The organism is Solwaraspora sp. WMMD792, from assembly GCF_029626105.1.
In the GTDB taxonomy this organism is placed as follows: Bacteria; Actinomycetota; Actinomycetes; order Mycobacteriales; family Micromonosporaceae; genus Micromonospora_E.
This window is the reverse complement of sequence record NZ_JARUBH010000009.1, coordinates 85,556-104,413: the sequence shown is the minus strand read 5'-3', so window position 1 is coordinate 104,413 and position 18,858 is coordinate 85,556. Positions and strand designations below refer to the sequence as shown.

The window sequence follows — 18,858 nt, the reverse complement described above, 5'->3', positions numbered from 1 at the left end:
CCGCCGAGAGGTCTGGCACCTGCGGCGGCAGCAGGTACGCTGACGCCCGTGCGGCCGTTCGAGGTAGGAAACCAGCGCTTGGCCCGTCCGCTGACCGCGGAGCAGGCATGGCGAGCCACCATCGATCGCGCCGACCGGTGCGTGCTGTTCTTCGACTTCGACGGCACCCTCGCCCCGGTCGGTGACGATCCCACGTCGGTGCAGCCCGCGCCCAAGGTGCTGGCGGCGATCGAGTCACTCGCCGGGGTGGTGCAGCGGATAGCGATCGTGTCGGCCCGACCGGTCGACTTCCTCCGAGCCCAGTTCGCCACGATCAGCGAGGTCGACCTGTACGGGCTGTACGGGCTGGAGCACAGCCACGGATCCGGACCGACGGTCACCGAGCCGGCCGCGCTGCCCTGGGTCCCGGCGATGCAGGAGCTGGCCGACCGGGCCCGCGCCGAGCTGCCCGCCGGCGCACTGGTCGAGTACAAACGGCTGTCCGTCGCGCTGCACTACCGGACCGCGCCCGAGCTCGCCGAGACCGTCGAATCGTGGGGGCAGGCCCAGGCCGAACAGCTCGGCCTGCGGGTGCAGAGCGGGCGGATGGTGATCGAGATCAAGCCGCCGGTCGACCGGGACAAAGGCATGGTCATCGGCGACGCGGTCGGCACCGCCGGCTGCGCCTGGTACTTCGGTGACGACGTCTCCGACATCAAGGCGTTCGCCGCTCTCCGGGCACACGCCAGCGCCAACCCTGACTTCTTCGGCGTCTGCGTGGCGGTGGCCAACGCCGAGACCGGGCACGATGTGTCAGCGGCCGCCGACCTCACCATCGACTCGCCGGAAGCGCTCGGCGACTTCTTGACCTCCGCCGTGCACGCCCTGGACTGACGCCACCCGGTAGGGACGGCCCCGGCGAGGGCCGGTCGTCAGGCGCCATACCGGCGTTGCCGGTTCGCGTACGACCGCAACGCCCGCAGGAAGTCCACCCGACGGAAGTCGGGCCAGTTCACGTCGCAGAAGTAGAACTCCGAGTGCGCCGACTGCCACAGCAGGAAGCCGGAGAGTCGCTGCTCACCGCTGGTCCGGATGACCAGGTCCGGGTCCGGCTGGCCGCGGGTGTAGAGATGCTCGGCGATGTGGTCGACGTCGAGCACCTCGGCCAGCTCCTCCAGGGTGCCGCCGGACTTGGCGTGCTCGTGCAACAGCGAGCGGACCGCGTCGGCGATCTCCCGGCGGCCACCGTAGCCGACCGCGATGTTCACCTGCGCGCCCTCGGATCGGGTCTGGGTACGCTCCTGCGCGGCCTTCAACGCCGTCGCGGTGGAATCCGGCAGCAGGTCCAGCGCACCGACGATGCGCAGCCGCCAGGGGTTGCCCTCCTCGGCCAGCTCGGTGACCAGATCCTCGATGATGCTCAGCAGCGGATCCAGCTCGCGGGCCGGCCGACGCAGGTTGTCGGTGGCCAGCAGGTACAGCGTGACGTGACCGATACCGGCCTGGTCACACCAGTTCAACAGATGTTTGATCTTCGCTGCGCCAACCCGGTGCCCGTCGTTGGGATCCACGAACCCCATCTCCCGGGCCCACCGGCGGTTACCGTCGCACATCACGCCCACGTGGCCGGGCACCGGCTTGCCCGCCAGTCTCGCCATGAGCCGTCGCTCATAGACCGAGTAGAGCAGCTCCCGCAGAGTCATCAGAAGCAGACTAGCGACCGGAGCGCCGTCGCGCGGTATCGGCCGCCCGGCGGATCGTCAGTTGTGCGGCGAGCCGGCGCACCGTGACCGCGTCCAGCCGGCCGTCGCCGAGACCGAGTTCGACGATGGTGTCGAAGACGCGCCGGTCCCGCGCCGCCGCCGCGACGGCGGCGTCCACCGTCGTCGGCCGCCGGGCCAGCCAGGCGCCGAGGGCACTGTGCCGCAGGTGCCCACCGAGGCGTCGGCGCAGCGCCTGCCGGTAGCGGCGGGCGGCGGCCGCCGGCGTACCGGCCGCCGCCGCACCGGCCAGCGCACCGGACAGCACCGCGTAGAAGATGCCCTCGCCGGTGAACGGGTTGATCAGCGACAGCGCGTCGCCAGCCAGCACCAGCCGACCCGCACCCACCGGCGGCCGCCGGGTGGACAGCGGTAGATGATGCGCCCGCAGATCGGTGACCTGCGCCAGGTCGGTGCCGGGCAGCAGCGCGCACAACCGGTCCAGCAGCCGGGCCCGGGTCAACGGCCGGCCGCGCAGCACCTCCCCGTACCCGATGTTCGCCCGCCCGTCACCGATCGGAAAAGCCCAGGCGTACGCCGGCCAACCGGCCGCCGTGGTGACGATCCGCTGTTCGCCGGGGCTGGTGACGGCCCCGACCGGCGCGTAGCCGCGAATCGCCAGGGCCAGATGTCCGTCCGGGTTGGCGCCGTGGCCCAACGCCCGGCGTACCACCGATCCCGCGCCGTCCGCGCCGACCACCGCCCGCGCCGCGATCTCGCCGTCGAGCAGCACCAGGTCGTCGCGGACCGTGACCCGCCGTACGGTGTGCCGCCGCAGCCGCACGCCGCCGGCGACCGCGGCGGCGACCAGCCGGGCGTCGAAGACGGCCCGGGGCACCGTGTACGCCGGACGGACCAGCTCGGCGGCGACCTGCCCGCCGTGCGGGGCGACCAGCCGGAGCCGGCCGACCGGGGCGAACCCGTCGACCGGGTCGGGCACGGCCAGCCCGGCCAGTACGTCGAGGGCGTGCGGTGCGATGCCGTCGCCGCACGGCTTGTCGCGGGGAAAGTCGGCCCGGTCCAGCAGCAGCACCCGGGCACCGGCCCGGCGGGCGGCGATCGCGGCGGCGGCACCGGCCGGCCCGGCACCGACCACCGCGACGTCGACGACCGACGTACCGTCCACCTGGACCTCCCGTCAGGCCGGTTCGGTGCCGGCTGCCGTCCGGCCGGGCCCGGCACCGACGGTCCCCCGGCCGGGCTCGGCGCTGCCCGCCTCCCGGCCACGCTCGACGCGACCGGCCCGCCACACACCGTAGAAGGCCAGCGCCACCGCCACCACCAGCGGCGCGCCGTCGCGGACCAGACCGTCCACGCCGAGCAGCCACCAGCACAGCGGCAGGTCGACGGCGAGCACCCCGAGGCTGACCAGGACCAGCAGCCAGCGTGCCCAGCGTCGGCCGCGCAGCATGAAGAACGACACCAGCAGCACCAGCCAGCTGGTGGCGGTGGCGACCGCGATCCAGGCCACCACCGCCGGGGTGGCGACCAGCCGGCCGTCGAGCAGCACCCCGATCGAGACCAGCGCCGGCACCAGCATCAACGGTGGGTAGGTGAAGGCCGAGACCCGGGCGACGAGCAGCCAGGCGGCGACCGGCGGCCGCCGGGGCGGGGCCTCGCGCCAGGTCAGCCGCCGGCCGTCGCGGACCAGCCGGGCCGGGTGTCGGGTCAGCTGCGCACCGACCGCCGGGGACCGGTACAGCAGCCACACCACGGCCAGGCAGAGCCCGGCGAGCAGGGCGAACCCGACCACCCCGGGCAGCGGCGGTACGCCGGAGCGCGGCACCACCAGCCGGCCGAGCGCGAAGACGGTGGTGACCGCCAGGATCAGCCCGAACGGTCGGGCCCCGGCCCGGCCCCGGCGTACCTGCCGGATCAGGACCAGGAACCCGAACGCCCGCAGCAGCGCCCAGCCGGAGCGGACCGCCACACCGACGTCCCGCTCCGGGGCGTACCACCAGTTGAGCAGGTCGACCACGACGGTGGCAGCGGCGGTGACGGCGAGCAACCCGACCAGCCGGCGGACCGGCGGCGGCAGGCGGAGCGCTGCCGGGCGGACCGGTCCGGCGCGGCCCGCACCGGGATCGACTGCCGCCACCGGCGCAGGCTATCCAACGGTCAGTCGGCGGCGTCCAACCGGGCCCGTAGCGCGTCCAGCTCCGCCCAGAGCACCCCGGGCAGTTTGTCGCCGAACCGCTCGAACCATTCGGTGATCTGCGGCAGCTCCGCGCGCCACTGCGCCGGGTCGACGGCGAGCGCGGCGGCCACGTCGGCCGGGTCGGCGTCCAGGCCGGACAGGTCGAGCGCGTCAACGGTCGGTACGTTGCCGATCGGGGTCTCCACCGCCGCGCCGGTGCCGTCCAGCCGCTCGACGATCCATTTGAGCACCCGGGAGTTCTCCCCGAAGCCGGGCCAGAGGAACCGGCCGTCGTCGTCGCGGCGGAACCAGTTGACGTAGAAGATCCGGGGCAGCTTGGCGGCGTCGCCGTCAGTGCCCTTGCCCATCTCGATCCAGTGCCGGAAGTAGTCACCGGCGTGGTAGCCGATGAACGGCAGCATCGCCATCGGATCCCGCCGGACCACCCCGACCTTGCCGGCCGCCGCAGCGGTCGTCTCCGAGGAGAGGGTGGCGCCCAGGTAGACGCCGTGCACCCAGTCGCGGGCCTCGGTGACCAGCGGCACCGTGGTGCGTCGCCGGCCACCGAACAGGATCGCGTCGATCGGTACGCCGCGCGGGTCGTGGTACTCGTCGGCCAGGATCGGGCACTGGGTGATCGGGGTGCAGAACCGGCTGTTCGGGTGGGCGGCGTCGGTACCCCGGTCGGGGTTCCAGTCCTCGCCCCGCCAGTCGGTCAGGTGCGCCGGTGGCTCGCCCATCCCCTCCCACCACACGTCGCGGTCGTCGGTCAGCGCGACGTTGGTGAAGATGGAGTTGCCCCGGTCGAGGGTCCGCATCGCGTTGGCGTTGGTCCGCCAGTCGGTGCCGGGGGCGACGCCGAAGAGCCCGTACTCGGGGTTGACCGCGTACAGCCGGCCGTCGTCGCCGAACCGCATCCAGGCGATGTCGTCGCCGATGGTCTCGACCTTCCAACCGGGGATGGTCGGCTCCAGCATGGCCAAATTGGTCTTGCCGCAGGCGGACGGGAACGCGCCGGCGACGTAGCGGACCCGCCCGTCCGGCGCGGTCAGCTTGAGGATCAGCATGTGTTCGGCCAGCCAGCCCTCGTCGCGGGCCATCACGCTGGCGATCCGCAGCGCGTAGCACTTCTTGCCGAGCAGCGAGTTGCCGCCGTAGCCGGATCCGTACGACCAGATCTCCCGGGTCTGCGGGAAGTGCGAGATGTACTTGGTCTCGTTGGCCGGCCACGGCACGTCGGCCTGGCCCGGCGCGAGCGGGGTGCCGACCGAGTGCAGGGCCGGTACGAACGCGGCGTCGTCGCCCATCGCGGCGAGCACCTCTGCGCCCATCCGGGTCATGATCCGCATCGAGGCGACGACGTACGCGCTGTCGGTGATCTCCACCCCGAACATCGGCTCCGGGGCGTCCAACGGGCCCATGCAGAACGGGACCACGTACATGGTCCGGCCGCGCATGCACCCCCGGTACAGCTCGGTCATCACCCGCTTCATCTCGGCGGGGTCCACCCAGTTGTTGGTCGGGCCGGCGTCGGACTCGTCGGGTGAGCAGATGAAGGTACGTTCCTCGACCCGGGCCACGTCGGTCGGGTCGGTGCGGGCCCAGAACGAGTTGGGACGGCGTTCGCTGTCCAGCCGGACCAGGGTGCCGGAGTCGACGAGTTCGTCGGTGAGCCGGTGCCATTCGGCGAGCGAACCGTCGGCCCAGACGACCCGGTCCGGTGTGGTGAGGTTGGCGATCTGACGGACCCAGTCGAGCAGGCGGGCGTGGCTGGTCGGGGCGGGGCCGGGGACGTTCGACGGTACGGACGCGGTGGCCGTTGCAGTCATGGCGATCTCCTCGTGGTCGGCGCTGACCTCGTTCCTGGAGTGCACGGCACCGGCGGATGGTCGGGCCCACCCGCCGGGATACAAGTCCGGGAGTTGGACTCAGGGTAAACCGATTGATCGTTCAGGGCAGCCGAGGAGCTTGTGAAGAAGTGCACAAGTTGTCGACGCATGCAATCTGACGAGCTGTTTCTCGCTCTCACGCGCAGTTGTACGCAAGATCTTCCGGCGCTCGACCAACCCCCACCTCAGTCACTCTGCGTGTTCGCGACTCGAGTGGCGAAAGCGTGGCGCGGCCGGAAACTCGGGCGGTGCCGACACATCGGCGGGCGGGAACCCGCTACGCTCGACCACGTGCCCGTCCACGCCGCCGGCGAGCCGTCCGCGCCCGCCTCCAGTCCGGGGTTGATCCGCCGGCTCCGGGACCGGTTCGGTCTGCTGGTCCGCGAGATCGGCAAGTTCGGGGTGGTCGGCGGGATCGCCTTCATCGTCGACATCACCCTGTTCAACATCGCTTCAGGCGTGCTCGGGATGGGCCCGCTCAGCGCGAAGACGCTGTCGACGGTGATCGCTGCCTCGGTGGCCTTCGTGGGCAACCGCTTCTGGACCTGGCGGCACTCGGTCAGGTCCGGGCTGGCCCGCGAGTACGGCCTCTATTTCTTCTTCAACGCCGTGGGCCTGGGCATCGGCCTGGCCTGCCTGGGGATCAGCCACTACGGGCTGGGCAGCATCTGGCCGGGGGTGTTCCAGACACTGCTCGCCGACAACATCGCGGCCAACATCGTCGGCGTGGCGGTCGGCACCCTGTTCCGGTTCTGGGCGTACCGCAGGTTCGTGTTCACCGTCGCGGCACCCGCCGTGGTGGCGGCCGCCGCCAGCGACCGTGACTAGCCCCACCCGGTGCCGCCCTACCCGCCAGTCAACCCGAACGGCCCGTCGACCTGCCGTATGGTGATCTGATGCGAATACTTCGCCTTCTGCCCGAGCGCTGGCAGAGGTTCATCCGCGAGGCGCTGAAGTTCGGCACCGTCGGTGGCATCAACACCGCGGTCAACTTCGCGGTGTTCAACGCTCTGGCACTGACCGTGCTCGCCGACGGTCAGCTGAAGGCGACCGTCGTCGCCGCGCTGGTGGCGACCACCAGCTCGTACTTCATGAACCGCCACTGGACCTACCGCGACCGGCCGAAGTCGGCCATCCGGCGGGAGTACGTACTGTTCTTCCTGTTCAACCTCACCGGCCTGGCGATCGAGGTCGGGGTGCTGGGGCTGGCCAAGTACGGCTTCGGCATCAGCGGGCTGCTGGCCCTGAACATCGTCAAGATCATCGGACTGGTGCTCGGCACCATCTTCCGCTTCTGGGCGTACCGCACGTTCGTCTTCCGCCCGGCACCCGCCGCCCACCCGACCACCGGGACCGGCCCGACCACCGGGGCCGAACCCGGGGCCGAACCCGGGGCCGGGACCGAACCGGCGGCGGGCGGCCCGGTCCCGCAGCAGATCCAGCGGGACGGGCAGCCACCGACCGGCCAGTCGATGCAGGCCCTCGACAGCACGGCACCTCTGGCCGACCAGCTCGACGCCGAACTCGCCGCCGAGATCGACGCGAAGATCATCGCCGAACTGGACGCGGAGATCGCCGCAGCGACCCGCCCGGCCAGGCGCTGACCGACGACCGTGCGCTCCGGCACCGGTGCTGACGCCGACCTGTTCTTCGAGGATCTCGCCCCGGGCGGTTCCTTCGACCTCGGCATCACCACCGTGGACGGCGTCGAAATGGTCAGCTTCGCCGAACGCTTCGACCCGCAGTGGTACCACGTCGAGCCGGACCTCGCCCAGGCCAGCCCGTACGGCACCGTGATCGCCAGCGGATTCTTCACCGTCAGCCTGTTCATGCGGGCGTACGTGGACGCCGTGCTGTCCCGGGCCGCCGCCGACACCTCCCCCGGCCTGGAGGAGCTGCGCTGGCTGGCCCCGGTGTACGCCGGTGACCGGCTCGCCGGGCGGCTGGACGTGCTCACCAGGAAGCTGTCCGACGCCCGGCCCGGCCTGGGCACGGTCACCCTGCTGGGGTCGTTGACCCGGCTCGACACCTACGACCGGCCGGAGCGCGAGGTGCTGCGCACCCGGTTCCGTGGCTGGTTCGCGCTACGCGGCGCCGGGCCGACGACCTGACCCGGCTGGCCAGCGGGCCAGGCCCGCCTGGCAGTGCTGGCCAGCCGTCGCCCGGTCAGCGGCCGGGCGAGGCGTTGTCCGGTCGCGCCGGGGCCGCCTGGTCCGGCCCGGTGCGTGCCTCGTCGAGAATTTCCCGCAGCTCACCGTCGCCCAGGCTGTGCAGATCGTGGTGCGCCTCGACCAGCTCGTAGAGCTGCGTCTGCACCTGACTGACCCCCGGAAGGTCGGGCAGCACGGTCTGCCCGCGTTCACCGGCCGACTCGATGGTCAACGTCCCGCAGCCGAGCAGCCGCTCGCTGAACCGCTGCGTCATGGAGTGGTCGTTGACCCGGTTCAACGGGATGTCCCGGCGCTCCCGGGAGAACACCCCGTGCTGCAGCACCACCCGCTCGTTGGTGAACACGTAGTGCGTACTGCGCCAGACCGTGAACGGCCGGACGGCGAACCAGAGCACCGCGACCAGCGCAAGCGCGACGATCACGTACCACACGACGGTGGCTGCGGTGCTCTCCGGCAGCAGCAGGAACCCGGCCACCACGGCGGCGACCGCCAGCACCGTCACCGCCACCGGCCGGACCAGCGCCTTCCAGTGCGGGTGCAGGTGCAACACGACATGCTCGTCCGCGGTGAGCATGTCTTCGGGAAATGCCACGGCAACCTCCTAGCCCGGGCCGGGCGGGGGACCCGGCCGGCGGTCCGTACACCGGCCGCCGGGGTGACCGTAGCGGTTGACCGCCACCCGGACAGTCAACCGGGCGTACCGTTTCCTGGCGCGTCGCCGGACCGCACGTGCACCACGTCCCCTGCCGCGACCGCCAGTTCGCCGCCGGCCGTACGGACCACCAGGCGACCGTCCTCGTCGACCGTGTCGGCCAGCCCGGTGTGCGCCGTGCCGGACGGCAACGAGACCCGCACCTGCCGGCCCACCGTCACACAGTGCCGCAGGTACGCCGCCCGCAGACCGGACTCGACCGGGTCGCCACCGGCGGCCCGCCACCGCCCGTACCAGTCGGCCACCCCGCGCAGCACGGCCCGCAGCAACGGGTCCCGGTCGGTCGCCGCCGCTCCGGCCAGCTGCAGCGAGGTGGCCCGCAGGCCACTGCCGGGCGGCGGCAGCTCGTCGACGCGCAGCGTCACGTTGAGCCCGATGCCCAGCACCACGGCCGGGCCGGCCGCCCCGTCCGGGGCCGCCTCGGCGAGGATCCCGGCGCACTTCGCCTCGTCGATCAACAGATCGTTGGGCCACTTCAACCCGGCCGGCAACTCGGCGAGCCGGGCCACCGCCTCGGCCAGCGCGACGCCGGCCAGCAGCGGCAACCAGCCGTACCGGGACCCCGGCACCGCCGGCCACGACCGGGCGGGCCGAGCCGCCGCCGGCTGCAGCAGCACGCTGACGGCGAGGCCGGCCCGCGGCGGCGAGGTCCAGTCGCGGCCGAGCCGCCCGCGCCCGGCGTGCTGCTGCTCCGCCGCGATCACCAGCCCTTCGGTGGCACCGGCTCGCGCGGCGGCGAGCACGTCCGCGTTGGTCGAGCCGGTCTGCGCCCGGACCTGCACGTCGGTCCACAGGCCGTCGGTAACGATCAACGCGCGACGCAGCCCACGCTCGTCCAACGGCGGACGGTCCAGATCGGTGTACGGTGAGCCGGCCATCCGCCCACCCTACGGCGGCTCACTGCCGATGGTCGTACCGCTGCGGCACCGGTGCCACGCCACGGTACGGGTGCCCGGTGACGGTCGTACCGACCACCGGCACCGCTGCCGGCGGGTCCGACGCGGGGACGGACGAGTCCGACGTGGGAACGGCCCGGTCCGACGCTCGTACGGGTTGTGCGTAGGCGTCCGTCGGCCGGTCGAACCAGTCAAAATCCTCGTCAGCAGCAGCAGCCGGCGGCGCGGCAACCGGCGGCACAACGACGGGCGGCACAGCGGCCACCGGCGGCTCCGGCAGCACGACGGCGGGTCGGCCACCCCGACGTTGACGCGGCACGGTCACGCCGACCGTGTGGCGTCCACCGGGCGTCGCCCGGCGACGGAACAGCCCGGTGCGGGTGGCCCGACGTCGCCCCCGCCCTCGACGGCGCCGATGCGGCGCGGCGTCCAGACTTCCGGCCCTGCGGCTGCCGACGGTGGCCGCCCGCGCCGGCCAGAGCGTCCGCCGCATCACCAGCAGCACCGTCAGACCGGACGCGATCAGCGCAACTCCCAACACTGTCACGTGGTGGTAACGAATCGGGCAACAGGCAGGAAACGTCGTCCCGGGGTCGATCGACCCGGGCCGGGGCCGGCCCGACGACGGCGTACTGAGGGAAACCGCACACCGTCGGCCCCTGACCGGCGGTCGCGACGTCGATAGCATCCGCGGTGTGGGCGTGACGAGCGAGCAGTCCGGGACCGGAACCGACCTCCACAGCACCGCCGGCAAGCTGGCGGACCTGGAGCGCCGGGTCGACGAGGCGGTGCATGCCGGCTCGGCCCGCGCGGTCGAGAAACAGCATGCCCGGGGGAAGAAGACCGCCCGGGAACGGATCGCGATGCTGCTCGACGAGGGTTCCTTTGTCGAGCTGGACGAGCTGGCCCGGCACCGGTCGACCAACTTCGGGCTGGAGCGCACCCGCCCGTACGGCGACGGGGTGGTGACCGGCTACGGCACCGTCGACGGCCGGCAGGTGTGCGTCTTCGCGCAGGACTTCACCGTCTTCGGCGGCTCGCTCGGCGAGGTCTTCGGCGAAAAGATCGTCAAGGTGATGGACCTGGCGATGAAGATCGGCTGCCCGGTGATCGGGATCAACGACTCCGGCGGCGCGCGCATCCAGGAGGGCGTGGTCAGCCTCGGGCTGTACGGCGACATCTTCTTCCGCAACGTCCGCGCCTCCGGCGTCATCCCGCAGATCTCCCTGGTGATGGGGCCGTGCGCGGGTGGTGCGGTGTACTCCCCGGCGGTCACCGACTTCACCATCATGGTCGACCAGACGTCGCACATGTTCATCACCGGCCCGGACGTGATCAAGACGGTCACCGGCGAGGACGTCGGCATGGAGGAGCTCGGTGGCGCCCGCACCCACAACGCCACCAGCGGAAACGCCCACTACCTGGCGACCGACGAAGAGGACGCCGTCGACTACGTCAAGGCGCTGCTGGCGTACCTGCCGAGCAACAACCTGGACGAACCACCGGCGTTGCCGACCGAGGCGGAGCCGGCGGTCACCGAGACCGACCGTGAGCTGGACACCATCGTCCCCGACTCGGCCAACCACCCGTACGACATGCACCGCGTGATCGAACACGTCCTGGACGACGGCGAGTTCCTGGAGGTCCAGCCGCTGTACGCGCAGAACATCGTGGTCGGCTTCGGCCGCATCGAGGGCCGGCCGGTCGGGGTGGTCGCCAACCAGCCGATGCACTTCGCCGGCTGCCTGGACATCGGGGCCTCGGAGAAGGCCGCCCGGTTCGTGCGCACCTGCGACGCGTTCAACGTCCCGGTGCTGACCTTCGTCGACGTGCCCGGTTTCCTGCCCGGCACCGACCAGGAGTGGGACGGCATCATTCGGCGCGGCGCGAAGCTGATCTACGCGTACGCCGAGGCGACCGTCCCGAAGGTCACCGTCATCACCCGCAAGGCGTACGGCGGCGCGTACGACGTGATGGGGTCGAAGCATCTCGGCGCGGACCTGAACTTCGCCTGGCCGACCGCGCAGATCGCGGTGATGGGCGCACAGGGCGCGGTGAACATCCTCTACCGTGCCGAGCTGGCCGCCGCCGACGACCCGGCGGCGGCCCGGGCGCAGCGCATCGCCGAGTACGAGGAGCGGCTGGCCAACCCGTACGTCGCCGCCGAGCGCGGCTACGTCGACTCGGTCATCGCACCGTCGCAGACCCGGGTGCAGGTGGCGCGCGGGCTGCGGATGCTGCGTGGCAAGCGGGAGACCCTGCCGCCGAAGAAGCACGGCAACATACCGCTCTGACCGGTACGGGTCGCAGGGGTACCAGTCGCAGCGGTACGGGTCACCCGCCCGGCGGCGTCGGCAGGTCCAGGTCGGCCAGCCACGGGCTGGCGAGCAGCAGTGCTCCGAGGAACAGCGCGGCGAGGTTGATCAGGCCGAAGAACCCCACCCAGACCAGGCCGGGCACCCGGGTCAGCCAGGCGAGCTGGTCGGCGTCCGACTCCGGCGAGCGGCCCTGGGCCCGCAGCCGCTGCAGCTCACCGACCGGCCGCACCCCGCCGATCAGCAGGAACCACACCCCGGTGTACGCGAACGCGGCCTGCACGTCCGGGCCGGCGAACCACGAGACGGCGAAGACCACACCGCCGGTGACCAGGATGGACACGATCCCGAAGAGATTGCGGATCATCACCAGCATGGCGAGCAGCAGCGCCACGGCGATCCAGAGCAGCAGGGTGATCCGGTTGCCGCCGAGCAGCAGGGCCCCGGCCAGCCCGACCAGCGACGGCGCGACGTAGCCCGCCAGCAGGGTGAGGATCATGCCCAGCCCGGTCGGCCGGCCGGCGGACAGGGTCAGCCCGGAGGTGTCCGAGTGCAGCCGGATCCCCTTGAGCTTGCGGCCGGTGAGCAGGGCGATCAGCGCGTGCCCGCCTTCGTGGGCGATGGTGATCGCGTTGCGGCCGATCCGCCAGGGCAGCCGGGTGAGCACCGCGACGAGCGCTACGGCGGCGGTGATGAGCACGAGCAGTGGCGGCGGGTCGGTCTGGGCCGTGAAAAGGCGGTCCCACATTTCCGTCAGCCCGGTGATCGACACAGCCAGCGAGCCTACTCACCGCTCGCCACGCCCACCAGACCACCGTCCGCCGGCCGGCAGGACCGTAGGTTCGGCGCCGGCCCGGTCACTGACGGTCACGCGGTACGCGGCCACGGCGGCGACTGTCACGGCCGCACCGCCGGACAGCACCAGCAGTACGGGTATCAGACCGACGCTGGCGACCAGCAGGGCCGCATCGGCCAGGGCCACCAGCATCCACAGTGCCACGCTCGGTTTGGCGATCCGTCGACGGTTGACCATGTCGCACTCTCCTTCCGTCGCGCTCCGGTTGTACCCGGAAGATCGGAAGTTCATGCGGTTGAGCCGTGGCTCAGCTCCCGGCGGGCTGGAATCTGCTCGCCATCAGCTCGAAGTAGACCAGGTCCTGCTGCCAGCGTTCGGCCGTGGTCGACCAGTAGATGGAGTACGCCTTGTCCGGTGCGGTGACGAACCCCCGGTTGCGCACCTGCAGTCGGTTGCCCTGGTTGCTGGTGTAGCGGAACTCCCAGTCGGCGGCGTCGAGGAAGTAGTCGACGGCTTCGATCCGCACCCGCTCGTAGTCGTTGTAGGTGCCCCGCCGGTTCTGCTCCTGGTTCTGCCAGTCGGCGACCGGATCCGGCTTCGGGTTGTCGGTCTGGTCGATGATGATCAGGCGACCGAGTCCACCGTTCTCCCGGAACTCCACCCGGGTTCTTTCGCGGCTGACCGACCAGCCTTCCGGCACCGGCACCGAGAACCCGGTCTGGTCCTCGTGCAGCCGCCAGCCGTCGGGCAACGGCGACTGCGGGTCCGGCGGCTGGGGCGACTCGCCGTTCTGCGGCGGCACCGCCGGCACCTCGGGCGACGTCTCGGCCGCCGGTGAACTCGGTTCGACACTCGGCTCGGCGCTCGGCGCGCCGGAGGTCGGGGCCGGGGCCGGGGCCGACGGCGTGGCCGAGGCGGCCGGACCGGTGCCAAGCTGCCCGTCGGGCTCGTCCTCGTCGCCGGTGGCAAGCAGCGCGACGGTCACCAGCAGCGCCAGTACGACGACAGCGGCCACACCGCCGATCAGCCAGGTACGGGGCAGCTTGGTGACGGACCGGACAGCCCGCGCGGCGCGGTCGAGCAGCAGGGCCGGGATGGACCAGTTTCGCCGGTCCGACGCGGTGGCGGCCGGCACCGACTCGGGTTGTTCCTGGACCGGTGGCCGCTCGGCGGGCTCGGCGACCGTCGGCTGCTTCGTCGCCGTCGGCTGCTCAGCCGCCTTGGCCGTCGCCGTCGGCTGCTCAGCCGCCTTGGCCGCCGCCGGCTGCTCAACCGCTGGCTGCTCGGCAGGCTCGGCGGCCGGTGCCCGCTCGGCCGGCTTACGGCTCGGCGCCGTCTCCTTGCGACCCGGCACCACCTGGGTGCGCTCTGCCTGGGGCAGCACGGTGGTCTCCGACGGCGGCTCACCGGATTTGGTCGGCAACACACTCGTCTCGGCTGCGCCCGCAGCTGCGGTCGCCGCGCCGGCGGGTTGGTCGGTCGGCGGCACCACCCTGGTCGGGTCCGCCGAGTTGCTCGGCCGGGTGACCGGCGGGCCGTACTTGGCCGGGCCGGGGACCACCGGCAACGCGGTCGGCAACGGGGCCACCGGCGGCGACACCGGCTCCGACGGGACCGGGGTGCGCGGCGTGCCGCCGCGCGGACCGGGCACGATCCCCGACCGGGACTCGCCGGGGCGGACCTCCCGGCTGCCGTACGGGCTGGGTCGGCGTACCCCGTCGAGCAGTGAGCGACCGCGACGCGGACCGCGCCCGGCGGCGCGGGTCAGTAGCCGCTCCGCCTCGTCGGCCTTCATCCGGGTGTACGGGTCCTTGCGCAGCAGCCCGGCCAGCACCGGCTTGAGTGGACCGGCCCGGCGGGCGGGCGGCGGCGGCTCGGTGGCCAGCGCGGAAAGCGTCGCGATGGCGGTCTGCCGGGCGTACGGCGACTGCCCCTCGACGGCCGCGTACAGCGTCGCGCCGAGCGACCACAGGTCGCCTTCCGGCCCGGCACTGCCGGTACGGGCCCGCTCCGGGGCGATGTACGCCGGTGAGCCCAGCACCAGCCCGGTACGGGTGACGTTGGGGTCGCCCGGCACGGTGGCCAGGCCGAAGTCGGTGAGCACTACCCGGCCGTCGTGGCCGAGCAGTACGTTGCCGGGCTTGACGTCCCGGTGCATCACCCCGGACAGGTGGGCGGACCGGAGCGCGCCGAGCACGCCGAGGCCGATCTCCGCGGCCCGGGTCGCCGGGACCGGGCCGTTCTGGGCGAGCACGTCCTGCAGCGACCGGGACGGCACGTACTCCATCACGATCCACGGGTCGCCGTCGGTGCGCAGCACGTCGAAGACGCGTACCACGTTGGTGTGGTTGAGTCGGGCGATCGCCCGCGCCTCGCGCAGCGAGCGCTCCCGCATCTCGCGGCGTTCCTGGTCGGTGAGGCCCGGCGGCGGCACCAGCTCTTTGATCGCCACGTCCCGGTGCAGCACCTCGTCGCGGGCCTTCCAGACCCGGCCCATGCCGCCCTGACCGAGCGGCTCGACCAGCCGGTAACGGTCTGCAACTAGTTGCGGGGGCACAGCGGACATCCAAATGACCGTACCCGGAAGGTTTGGGTGCCACACGATCGGCACGCGGCCGGTGTGAGCCGCGCGTCATATGGTACCGGGGTGGCAACCTGACGCCGACGGTAGCGCGCCAGTAATGATCACCACTCGCCGGCCGGCCTGGTCGGCACGTACGCTCGGCCGATGAGCGACGCGGAGCCGGCCTGGCGGATCGTCCGGGGCACCCCGACCCCCGAGGAGTTGGCGGCGCTGGTGGGCGTGCTCGTCGCCCGTACCCGTCCGATTGCCGACAGTGGCACCGACCGGTCGGCACCGTCGCGGTGGGCCCGCAGCGCCCGACCCACGCCGGGTTTCCCCGGCCGGCTCGGCCCGGACGCCTGGCGCGCCAGCGCTCTGCCCCACTGATCATCGGTACCGCATGCTGCGGCCGGTAGCCTGACCACCCGTGGCTACCTCCCTGCGTCCGCGTCTGGTGCTCGCCTCGGCGAGCCCGGCCCGGCACAAACTGCTGCAGGCCGCCGGAATCACTCCTCAGGTGCTGGTGAGCGGCGTCGACGAGGAGGCGGTGACGCTGGACCGCGCCGACGAGCTGTGTTTGGAGCTGGCCCGGCGCAAGATGGCCGCCGTCGCCGATCGGCTCCGGCCCGACCTCGCCGACGACGGCACCGACCTGCTGGTCCTCGGCTGCGACTCGGTGCTCGACTTCGACGGGGAGATCCTCGGCAAGCCGGCCGACGCCGCCGACGCGACCGCGCGGTGGCGGCGGATGCGCGGGCGGTCCGGGGTGTTGTACACCGGCCACGCGCTGACCAGTCTGGCCACCGGCGGGTACGCCGGGGCCGCCGCCGCGACCGTGGTGCACTTCGCCGAGGTCACCGACGACGAGATCGCGGCGTACGTGGCGACCGGCGAACCGCTACAGGTGGCCGGATCGTTCACCATCGACGGATTGGGCGGGCCGTTCCTGGAGCGGATCGAAGGCGACCACGGCACGGTGGTGGGGTTGTCGCTGCCGCTGCTGCGCCGGCTGGTCACCGAGGTCGGCTACCGGATCACGGATCTGTGGGGCGAGCCCGACACCGGGCGGTAGCCGGACTAGCGTCATGCCCATGACCACCAAGACCTTGCCGATGACCGACGCCCTGCAGGCGTACGTCATCGCCCACGGCACCCCGCCGGACGAGATCGTCAGTGACCTCATCGCCGAGACCGCCAGCACCCTGCCGGAGAACGCGCAGATGCAGGTCGCGCCGGAGCAGGCGGCGCTGATGACCCTGCTGACCCGGCTGGTGAACGCCCGCCGGGCGGTGGAGGTCGGCACCTTCACCGGGCTGTCCGCGCTGGCCATCGCCCGTGGTCTGCCGGCGGACGGACAGTTGATCTGTCTGGACGTGTCGGAGGAGTTCACCGCGGTGGCCCGGCGCTACTGGCAGCGGGCCGGGGTCGACGGCCGGATCGACCTGCGGATCGGTCCGGCGGCCGACTCGCTGCGGGCGTTGCCGGGCGAGCCGCACCTCGACCTGGCATTCATCGACGCCGACAAGATCAGCTACCCGGTCTACTGGGGTGAGCTGGTGCCCCGGATGCGGCCCGGCGGGCTGATCGTGATCGACAACGTGCTGCGGCACGGTCGGGTGCTGGCCCCGCAGAGCGAAGAGGACGAGGCGATGGTCGCCTTCAACCAGCAGGTGGCCGCCGACGACCGGGTGGACGTGGTGATGCTGGCGATCGCCGACGGGCTGACCCTGGCCCGACGCAGGTGACAGCCGGGTCGGCGCAGGTGACAGCGGGCCGGCCGGGACGGCGGTAGCCTGGAGCGGCTGCCCTCTGTGCCGTTGCCGTGCGCAGAGGGCAGCCCCGTGCCCGGCTATCGAAGAGCGGGACTACCGGACGCTGCGGGCGAAGGCGCGGGCCGCCCAGGTGACCGCGAGACTGGCCAGTGCCAGGGTGATCAGCAGACCCTGCCAGACCGCGTCGTCGCCGAGGTTGCCGGCGAACAGCGCCCGGGTGCCGTCGACCGCCCAGGAGAACGGGTTCCACTGCGCCACCCGCTGCAGCCACAGCGGCGCGAAGGCCAGCGGCAGCAGGATGCCGGAGAGCAGCAGCACCGGCTGGGCCACCGTGTTCATCAGCGGGGCGAGCGCGTCCTCGCTGCGCACCAGCAACGCCACGCCGTACGACACCGCCGAGGTCATCAGCGCGATCAGGGCGAGCAGCAGGTACGCCAGCAGCAGGTAACCGAGGTGCACCGTGAGCCCGAACGGGATCGCCAGCACCGTGATGATGACGGCCTGCAGCAGCAGGGACACCACGTCGCGCAGGCTGCGGCCGAGCAGCAGGGCGAGCCGGCTGACCGGGGTGACCCGGGAGCGCTCGATCACCCCGGCGCGCAGCTCGGCGATCAGGCCGAAGCCCTGGAACAACCCGCCGAAGATGGCCAGCAGCACCAGCAGGCCGGGGACGAAGAGGCGGTAGACCTCTGCGTTGGTGGTCGCCCCCATCGGGGCCAGGGCGGGCTTGAGCAGCGGGGCGAACAGCACCAGGTACATGATCGGCTGGAACACCCCGACGAAGATCCAGACAGGGTTGCGCAGCAGCAGCAACGCCTGCCGTTGGAAGATCAGCCAGGTGTCGCGGAAGAACTTCATCGTGCGGTCTCCATGGTCAGCTCTCACGCAGCGAACGGCCGGTCTTGGTGAGGAACACGTCGTCGAGGCTGGGCCGGTGCAGCTCGATCGAGCCGAGTTCGAGACCGGCGCCGTCGATGGTGCGCAGGATCTGCGGGATGGCGGTGGCGCCGTCGTCGACGAAGAGCCGTACGCCGCCGTCGTCGGGAGTCTCCAGCTTGCTGACGTACGGCTGGCTGTCGAGCAGTTGCGCGGCGGCGGCCGACTCGTCCGGACGCAGCCCGACGGTGACCACCTCGCCGGCGACCTCGCGCTTGAGCGCGGCCGGGGTGCCCTCGGTGACGATCTCGCCGTGGTCCATGATCGCGATCCGGTCGCAGAGCGCGTCCGCCTCGTCGAGGTAGTGGGTGGTGATGAAGACGGTCATGCCTTCGGCACGCAGCCGGCGGATCTCGTCCCACATGTGTGCCCGGCTCTGCGGGTCCAGCCCGGTGGTCGGCTCGTCGAGGAAGACCACCTTCGGCTCGTGGATGATGCCCAGCGCGATCTCGACCCGGCGGCGCTGACCGCCGGAGTACGTCTTGCACTTGCGGTCGGCGTACTCGGTCAGCTGGAAGGCGGCGAGCGCCCGGGTGGCCCGACGTTGCGCCTCGGCCTTGCCGATGCCGTACATCCGGGCGTGCATCACCAGCTCCTCGCGGCCGGTGACCTCGTCCCAGGTGCTGCCGCCCTGGGCCACGTAGCCGATCCGCCGGCGTACCTCGCCGGGGTCGCGCAGCAGGTCGGCCCCCGCGATCACCGCCTCCCCGCCGTCCGGCTCGATCAGCGTGGCGAGCATCCGCAGCGTGGTGGTCTTGCCGGCGCCGTTGGGGCCGAGGAAGCCAAAGATCTCCCCCTGCTCGACCAGCATGTCGACGCCTCGGACCGCGTCCACGGTCTTGGCGCCGCGCCCCTGTCGGGAACGGAACGACTTCCGCAGCCCTTTGGTCTCGATCATGAAGTGTCTCCTGGCTTGCCGAGCCGGCCGGCCG

20 protein-coding genes are annotated in these 18,858 nt (G+C 72.1%); 8 read left to right on the top strand and 12 right to left on the bottom strand.

Translation table 11 applies throughout. The annotated features are described in order from the left end of the window. Nucleotides 1-48 precede the first annotated feature (48 nt). Nucleotides 49-873: a trehalose-phosphatase gene (gene otsB / locus O7629_RS01900; protein WP_278167101.1), complete on the top strand. Its 825-nt coding sequence runs from the start codon at nt 49-51 to the stop codon at nt 871-873. 38 nt (nt 874-911) lie between these two features. Here otsB and O7629_RS01895 read toward each other — a convergent pair whose 3' ends face one another. Genes O7629_RS01895 through O7629_RS01880 form a run of 4 tightly spaced genes read right to left on the bottom strand, consistent with a single transcriptional unit; the run spans nt 912 to nt 5,705 of the window. Further along, complete coding sequence (locus O7629_RS01895) at nt 912-1,682, bottom strand: isoprenyl transferase (RefSeq protein ID WP_278167100.1); 771 nt, start codon at nt 1,680-1,682, stop codon at nt 912-914. A gap of 10 nt (nt 1,683-1,692) precedes the next feature. Continuing rightward, entirely contained in the window at nt 1,693-2,865 is a 1,173-nt protein-coding gene (locus O7629_RS01890; protein WP_278167099.1) for a geranylgeranyl reductase family protein, read from the bottom strand. A gap of 12 nt (nt 2,866-2,877) precedes the next feature. Continuing rightward, on the bottom strand, nt 2,878-3,837 hold the full coding sequence (locus O7629_RS01885) for a hypothetical protein (RefSeq protein ID WP_278167097.1): 960 nt from the start codon (nt 3,835-3,837) through the stop codon (nt 2,878-2,880). 20 nt (nt 3,838-3,857) lie between these two features. Then, nucleotides 3,858-5,705, bottom strand: coding sequence for a phosphoenolpyruvate carboxykinase (GTP) (locus O7629_RS01880; RefSeq protein WP_278167095.1), 1,848 nt, complete (start codon nt 5,703-5,705; stop codon nt 3,858-3,860). 351 nt (nt 5,706-6,056) lie between these two features. Between O7629_RS01880 and O7629_RS01875 the strand changes: the two genes are divergently transcribed. The 3 genes from O7629_RS01875 to O7629_RS01865 all read left to right on the top strand — a co-directional run bounded on the left by O7629_RS01875 (nt 6,057) and on the right by O7629_RS01865 (nt 7,876). Further along, complete coding sequence (locus tag O7629_RS01875) at nt 6,057-6,593, top strand: GtrA family protein (RefSeq protein ID WP_278167093.1); 537 nt, start codon at nt 6,057-6,059, stop codon at nt 6,591-6,593. Nucleotides 6,594-6,661: 68 nt separating this feature from the next. Beyond that, a complete protein-coding gene (locus O7629_RS01870) occupies nt 6,662-7,369 on the top strand; it encodes a GtrA family protein (RefSeq protein ID WP_278167092.1) in 708 nt (235 codons plus the stop codon). A gap of 9 nt (nt 7,370-7,378) precedes the next feature. Next, nucleotides 7,379-7,876, top strand: coding sequence for a MaoC/PaaZ C-terminal domain-containing protein (locus O7629_RS01865; RefSeq protein WP_278167091.1), 498 nt, complete (start codon nt 7,379-7,381; stop codon nt 7,874-7,876). Between the two features lie 55 nt (nt 7,877-7,931). Here O7629_RS01865 and O7629_RS01860 read toward each other — a convergent pair whose 3' ends face one another. The 3 genes from O7629_RS01860 to O7629_RS01850 all read right to left on the bottom strand — a co-directional run bounded on the left by O7629_RS01860 (nt 7,932) and on the right by O7629_RS01850 (nt 10,091). Beyond that, on the bottom strand, nt 7,932-8,528 hold the full coding sequence (locus O7629_RS01860; protein ID WP_278167090.1) for a PH domain-containing protein: 597 nt from the start codon (nt 8,526-8,528) through the stop codon (nt 7,932-7,934). 95 nt (nt 8,529-8,623) lie between these two features. Further along, on the bottom strand, nt 8,624-9,526 hold the full coding sequence (locus tag O7629_RS01855) for a biotin--[acetyl-CoA-carboxylase] ligase (RefSeq protein WP_278167089.1): 903 nt from the start codon (nt 9,524-9,526) through the stop codon (nt 8,624-8,626). Between the two features lie 19 nt (nt 9,527-9,545). Beyond that, on the bottom strand, nt 9,546-10,091 hold the full coding sequence (locus O7629_RS01850) for a hypothetical protein (protein WP_278167088.1): 546 nt from the start codon (nt 10,089-10,091) through the stop codon (nt 9,546-9,548). A gap of 154 nt (nt 10,092-10,245) precedes the next feature. Between O7629_RS01850 and O7629_RS01845 the strand changes: the two genes are divergently transcribed. Next, nucleotides 10,246-11,838 (top strand): acyl-CoA carboxylase subunit beta, encoded by a 1,593-nt coding sequence (locus tag O7629_RS01845; protein ID WP_278174361.1) that lies wholly within the window; start codon nt 10,246-10,248, stop codon nt 11,836-11,838. 40 nt (nt 11,839-11,878) lie between these two features. On the opposite strand, the gene O7629_RS01840 is transcribed toward O7629_RS01845, so the two are convergent. The 3 genes from O7629_RS01840 to O7629_RS33580 all read right to left on the bottom strand — a co-directional run bounded on the left by O7629_RS01840 (nt 11,879) and on the right by O7629_RS33580 (nt 15,221). Beyond that, complete coding sequence (locus O7629_RS01840) at nt 11,879-12,607, bottom strand: M50 family metallopeptidase (RefSeq protein WP_278167087.1); 729 nt, start codon at nt 12,605-12,607, stop codon at nt 11,879-11,881. A 39-nt stretch (nt 12,608-12,646) separates the two neighbouring features. Next, on the bottom strand, nt 12,647-12,892 hold the full coding sequence (locus O7629_RS01835; RefSeq protein WP_278167086.1) for a hypothetical protein: 246 nt from the start codon (nt 12,890-12,892) through the stop codon (nt 12,647-12,649). A gap of 70 nt (nt 12,893-12,962) precedes the next feature. Then, nucleotides 12,963-15,221: an APA family fibronectin-binding glycoprotein gene (locus O7629_RS33580; RefSeq protein ID WP_347403653.1), complete on the bottom strand. Its 2,259-nt coding sequence runs from the start codon at nt 15,219-15,221 to the stop codon at nt 12,963-12,965. 162 nt (nt 15,222-15,383) lie between these two features. On the opposite strand from O7629_RS33580, the gene O7629_RS01820 reads away from it, so the two are divergent. The 3 genes from O7629_RS01820 to O7629_RS01810 are packed head-to-tail and all read left to right on the top strand — an operon-like array spanning nt 15,384 to nt 16,963. Next, the gene (locus O7629_RS01820; RefSeq protein WP_278167084.1) at nt 15,384-15,605 is read left to right on the top strand and encodes an acyl-CoA carboxylase subunit epsilon; all 222 of its coding nucleotides are present in this window, start codon (nt 15,384-15,386) and stop codon (nt 15,603-15,605) included. A gap of 40 nt (nt 15,606-15,645) precedes the next feature. Next, complete coding sequence (locus O7629_RS01815) at nt 15,646-16,290, top strand: Maf family protein (protein WP_278167083.1); 645 nt, start codon at nt 15,646-15,648, stop codon at nt 16,288-16,290. A gap of 19 nt (nt 16,291-16,309) precedes the next feature. Next, nucleotides 16,310-16,963, top strand: coding sequence for a class I SAM-dependent methyltransferase (locus tag O7629_RS01810; RefSeq protein ID WP_278167081.1), 654 nt, complete (start codon nt 16,310-16,312; stop codon nt 16,961-16,963). 120 nt (nt 16,964-17,083) lie between these two features. Here the strand turns inward: O7629_RS01810 and O7629_RS01805 are convergent, their stop codons facing one another. Then, nucleotides 17,084-17,848 (bottom strand): ABC transporter permease, encoded by a 765-nt coding sequence (locus tag O7629_RS01805; RefSeq protein ID WP_278167079.1) that lies wholly within the window; start codon nt 17,846-17,848, stop codon nt 17,084-17,086. Between the two features lie 16 nt (nt 17,849-17,864). Beyond that, nucleotides 17,865-18,824 carry an ATP-binding cassette domain-containing protein gene (locus O7629_RS01800; RefSeq protein ID WP_278167078.1) on the bottom strand — a complete coding sequence of 320 codons (960 nt, stop codon included), beginning with the start codon at nt 18,822-18,824 and terminating at the stop codon, nt 17,865-17,867. Nucleotides 18,825-18,858 lie beyond the last annotated feature (34 nt).

Coding starts and splice junctions, on each gene's coding strand:
- O7629_RS01820 (WP_278167084.1), top strand. CDS start 15,384: ATGAGCGACGCGGAGCCGGCCTGGCGGATCGTCCGGGGCACCCCGACC.
- O7629_RS33580 (WP_347403653.1), bottom strand. CDS start 15,221: ATGTCCGCTGTGCCCCCGCAACTAGTTGCAGACCGTTACCGGCTGGTC.
- O7629_RS01895 (WP_278167100.1), bottom strand. CDS start 1,682: ATGACTCTGCGGGAGCTGCTCTACTCGGTCTATGAGCGACGGCTCATG.
- O7629_RS01840 (WP_278167087.1), bottom strand. CDS start 12,607: ATGTGGGACCGCCTTTTCACGGCCCAGACCGACCCGCCGCCACTGCTC.
- O7629_RS01835 (WP_278167086.1), bottom strand. CDS start 12,892: ATGGTCAACCGTCGACGGATCGCCAAACCGAGCGTGGCACTGTGGATG.
- O7629_RS01805 (WP_278167079.1), bottom strand. CDS start 17,848: ATGAAGTTCTTCCGCGACACCTGGCTGATCTTCCAACGGCAGGCGTTG.
- O7629_RS01870 (WP_278167092.1), top strand. CDS start 6,662: ATGCGAATACTTCGCCTTCTGCCCGAGCGCTGGCAGAGGTTCATCCGC.
- O7629_RS01855 (WP_278167089.1), bottom strand. CDS start 9,526: ATGGCCGGCTCACCGTACACCGATCTGGACCGTCCGCCGTTGGACGAG.
- O7629_RS01810 (WP_278167081.1), top strand. CDS start 16,310: ATGACCACCAAGACCTTGCCGATGACCGACGCCCTGCAGGCGTACGTC.
- O7629_RS01880 (WP_278167095.1), bottom strand. CDS start 5,705: ATGACTGCAACGGCCACCGCGTCCGTACCGTCGAACGTCCCCGGCCCC.
- O7629_RS01800 (WP_278167078.1), bottom strand. CDS start 18,824: ATGATCGAGACCAAAGGGCTGCGGAAGTCGTTCCGTTCCCGACAGGGG.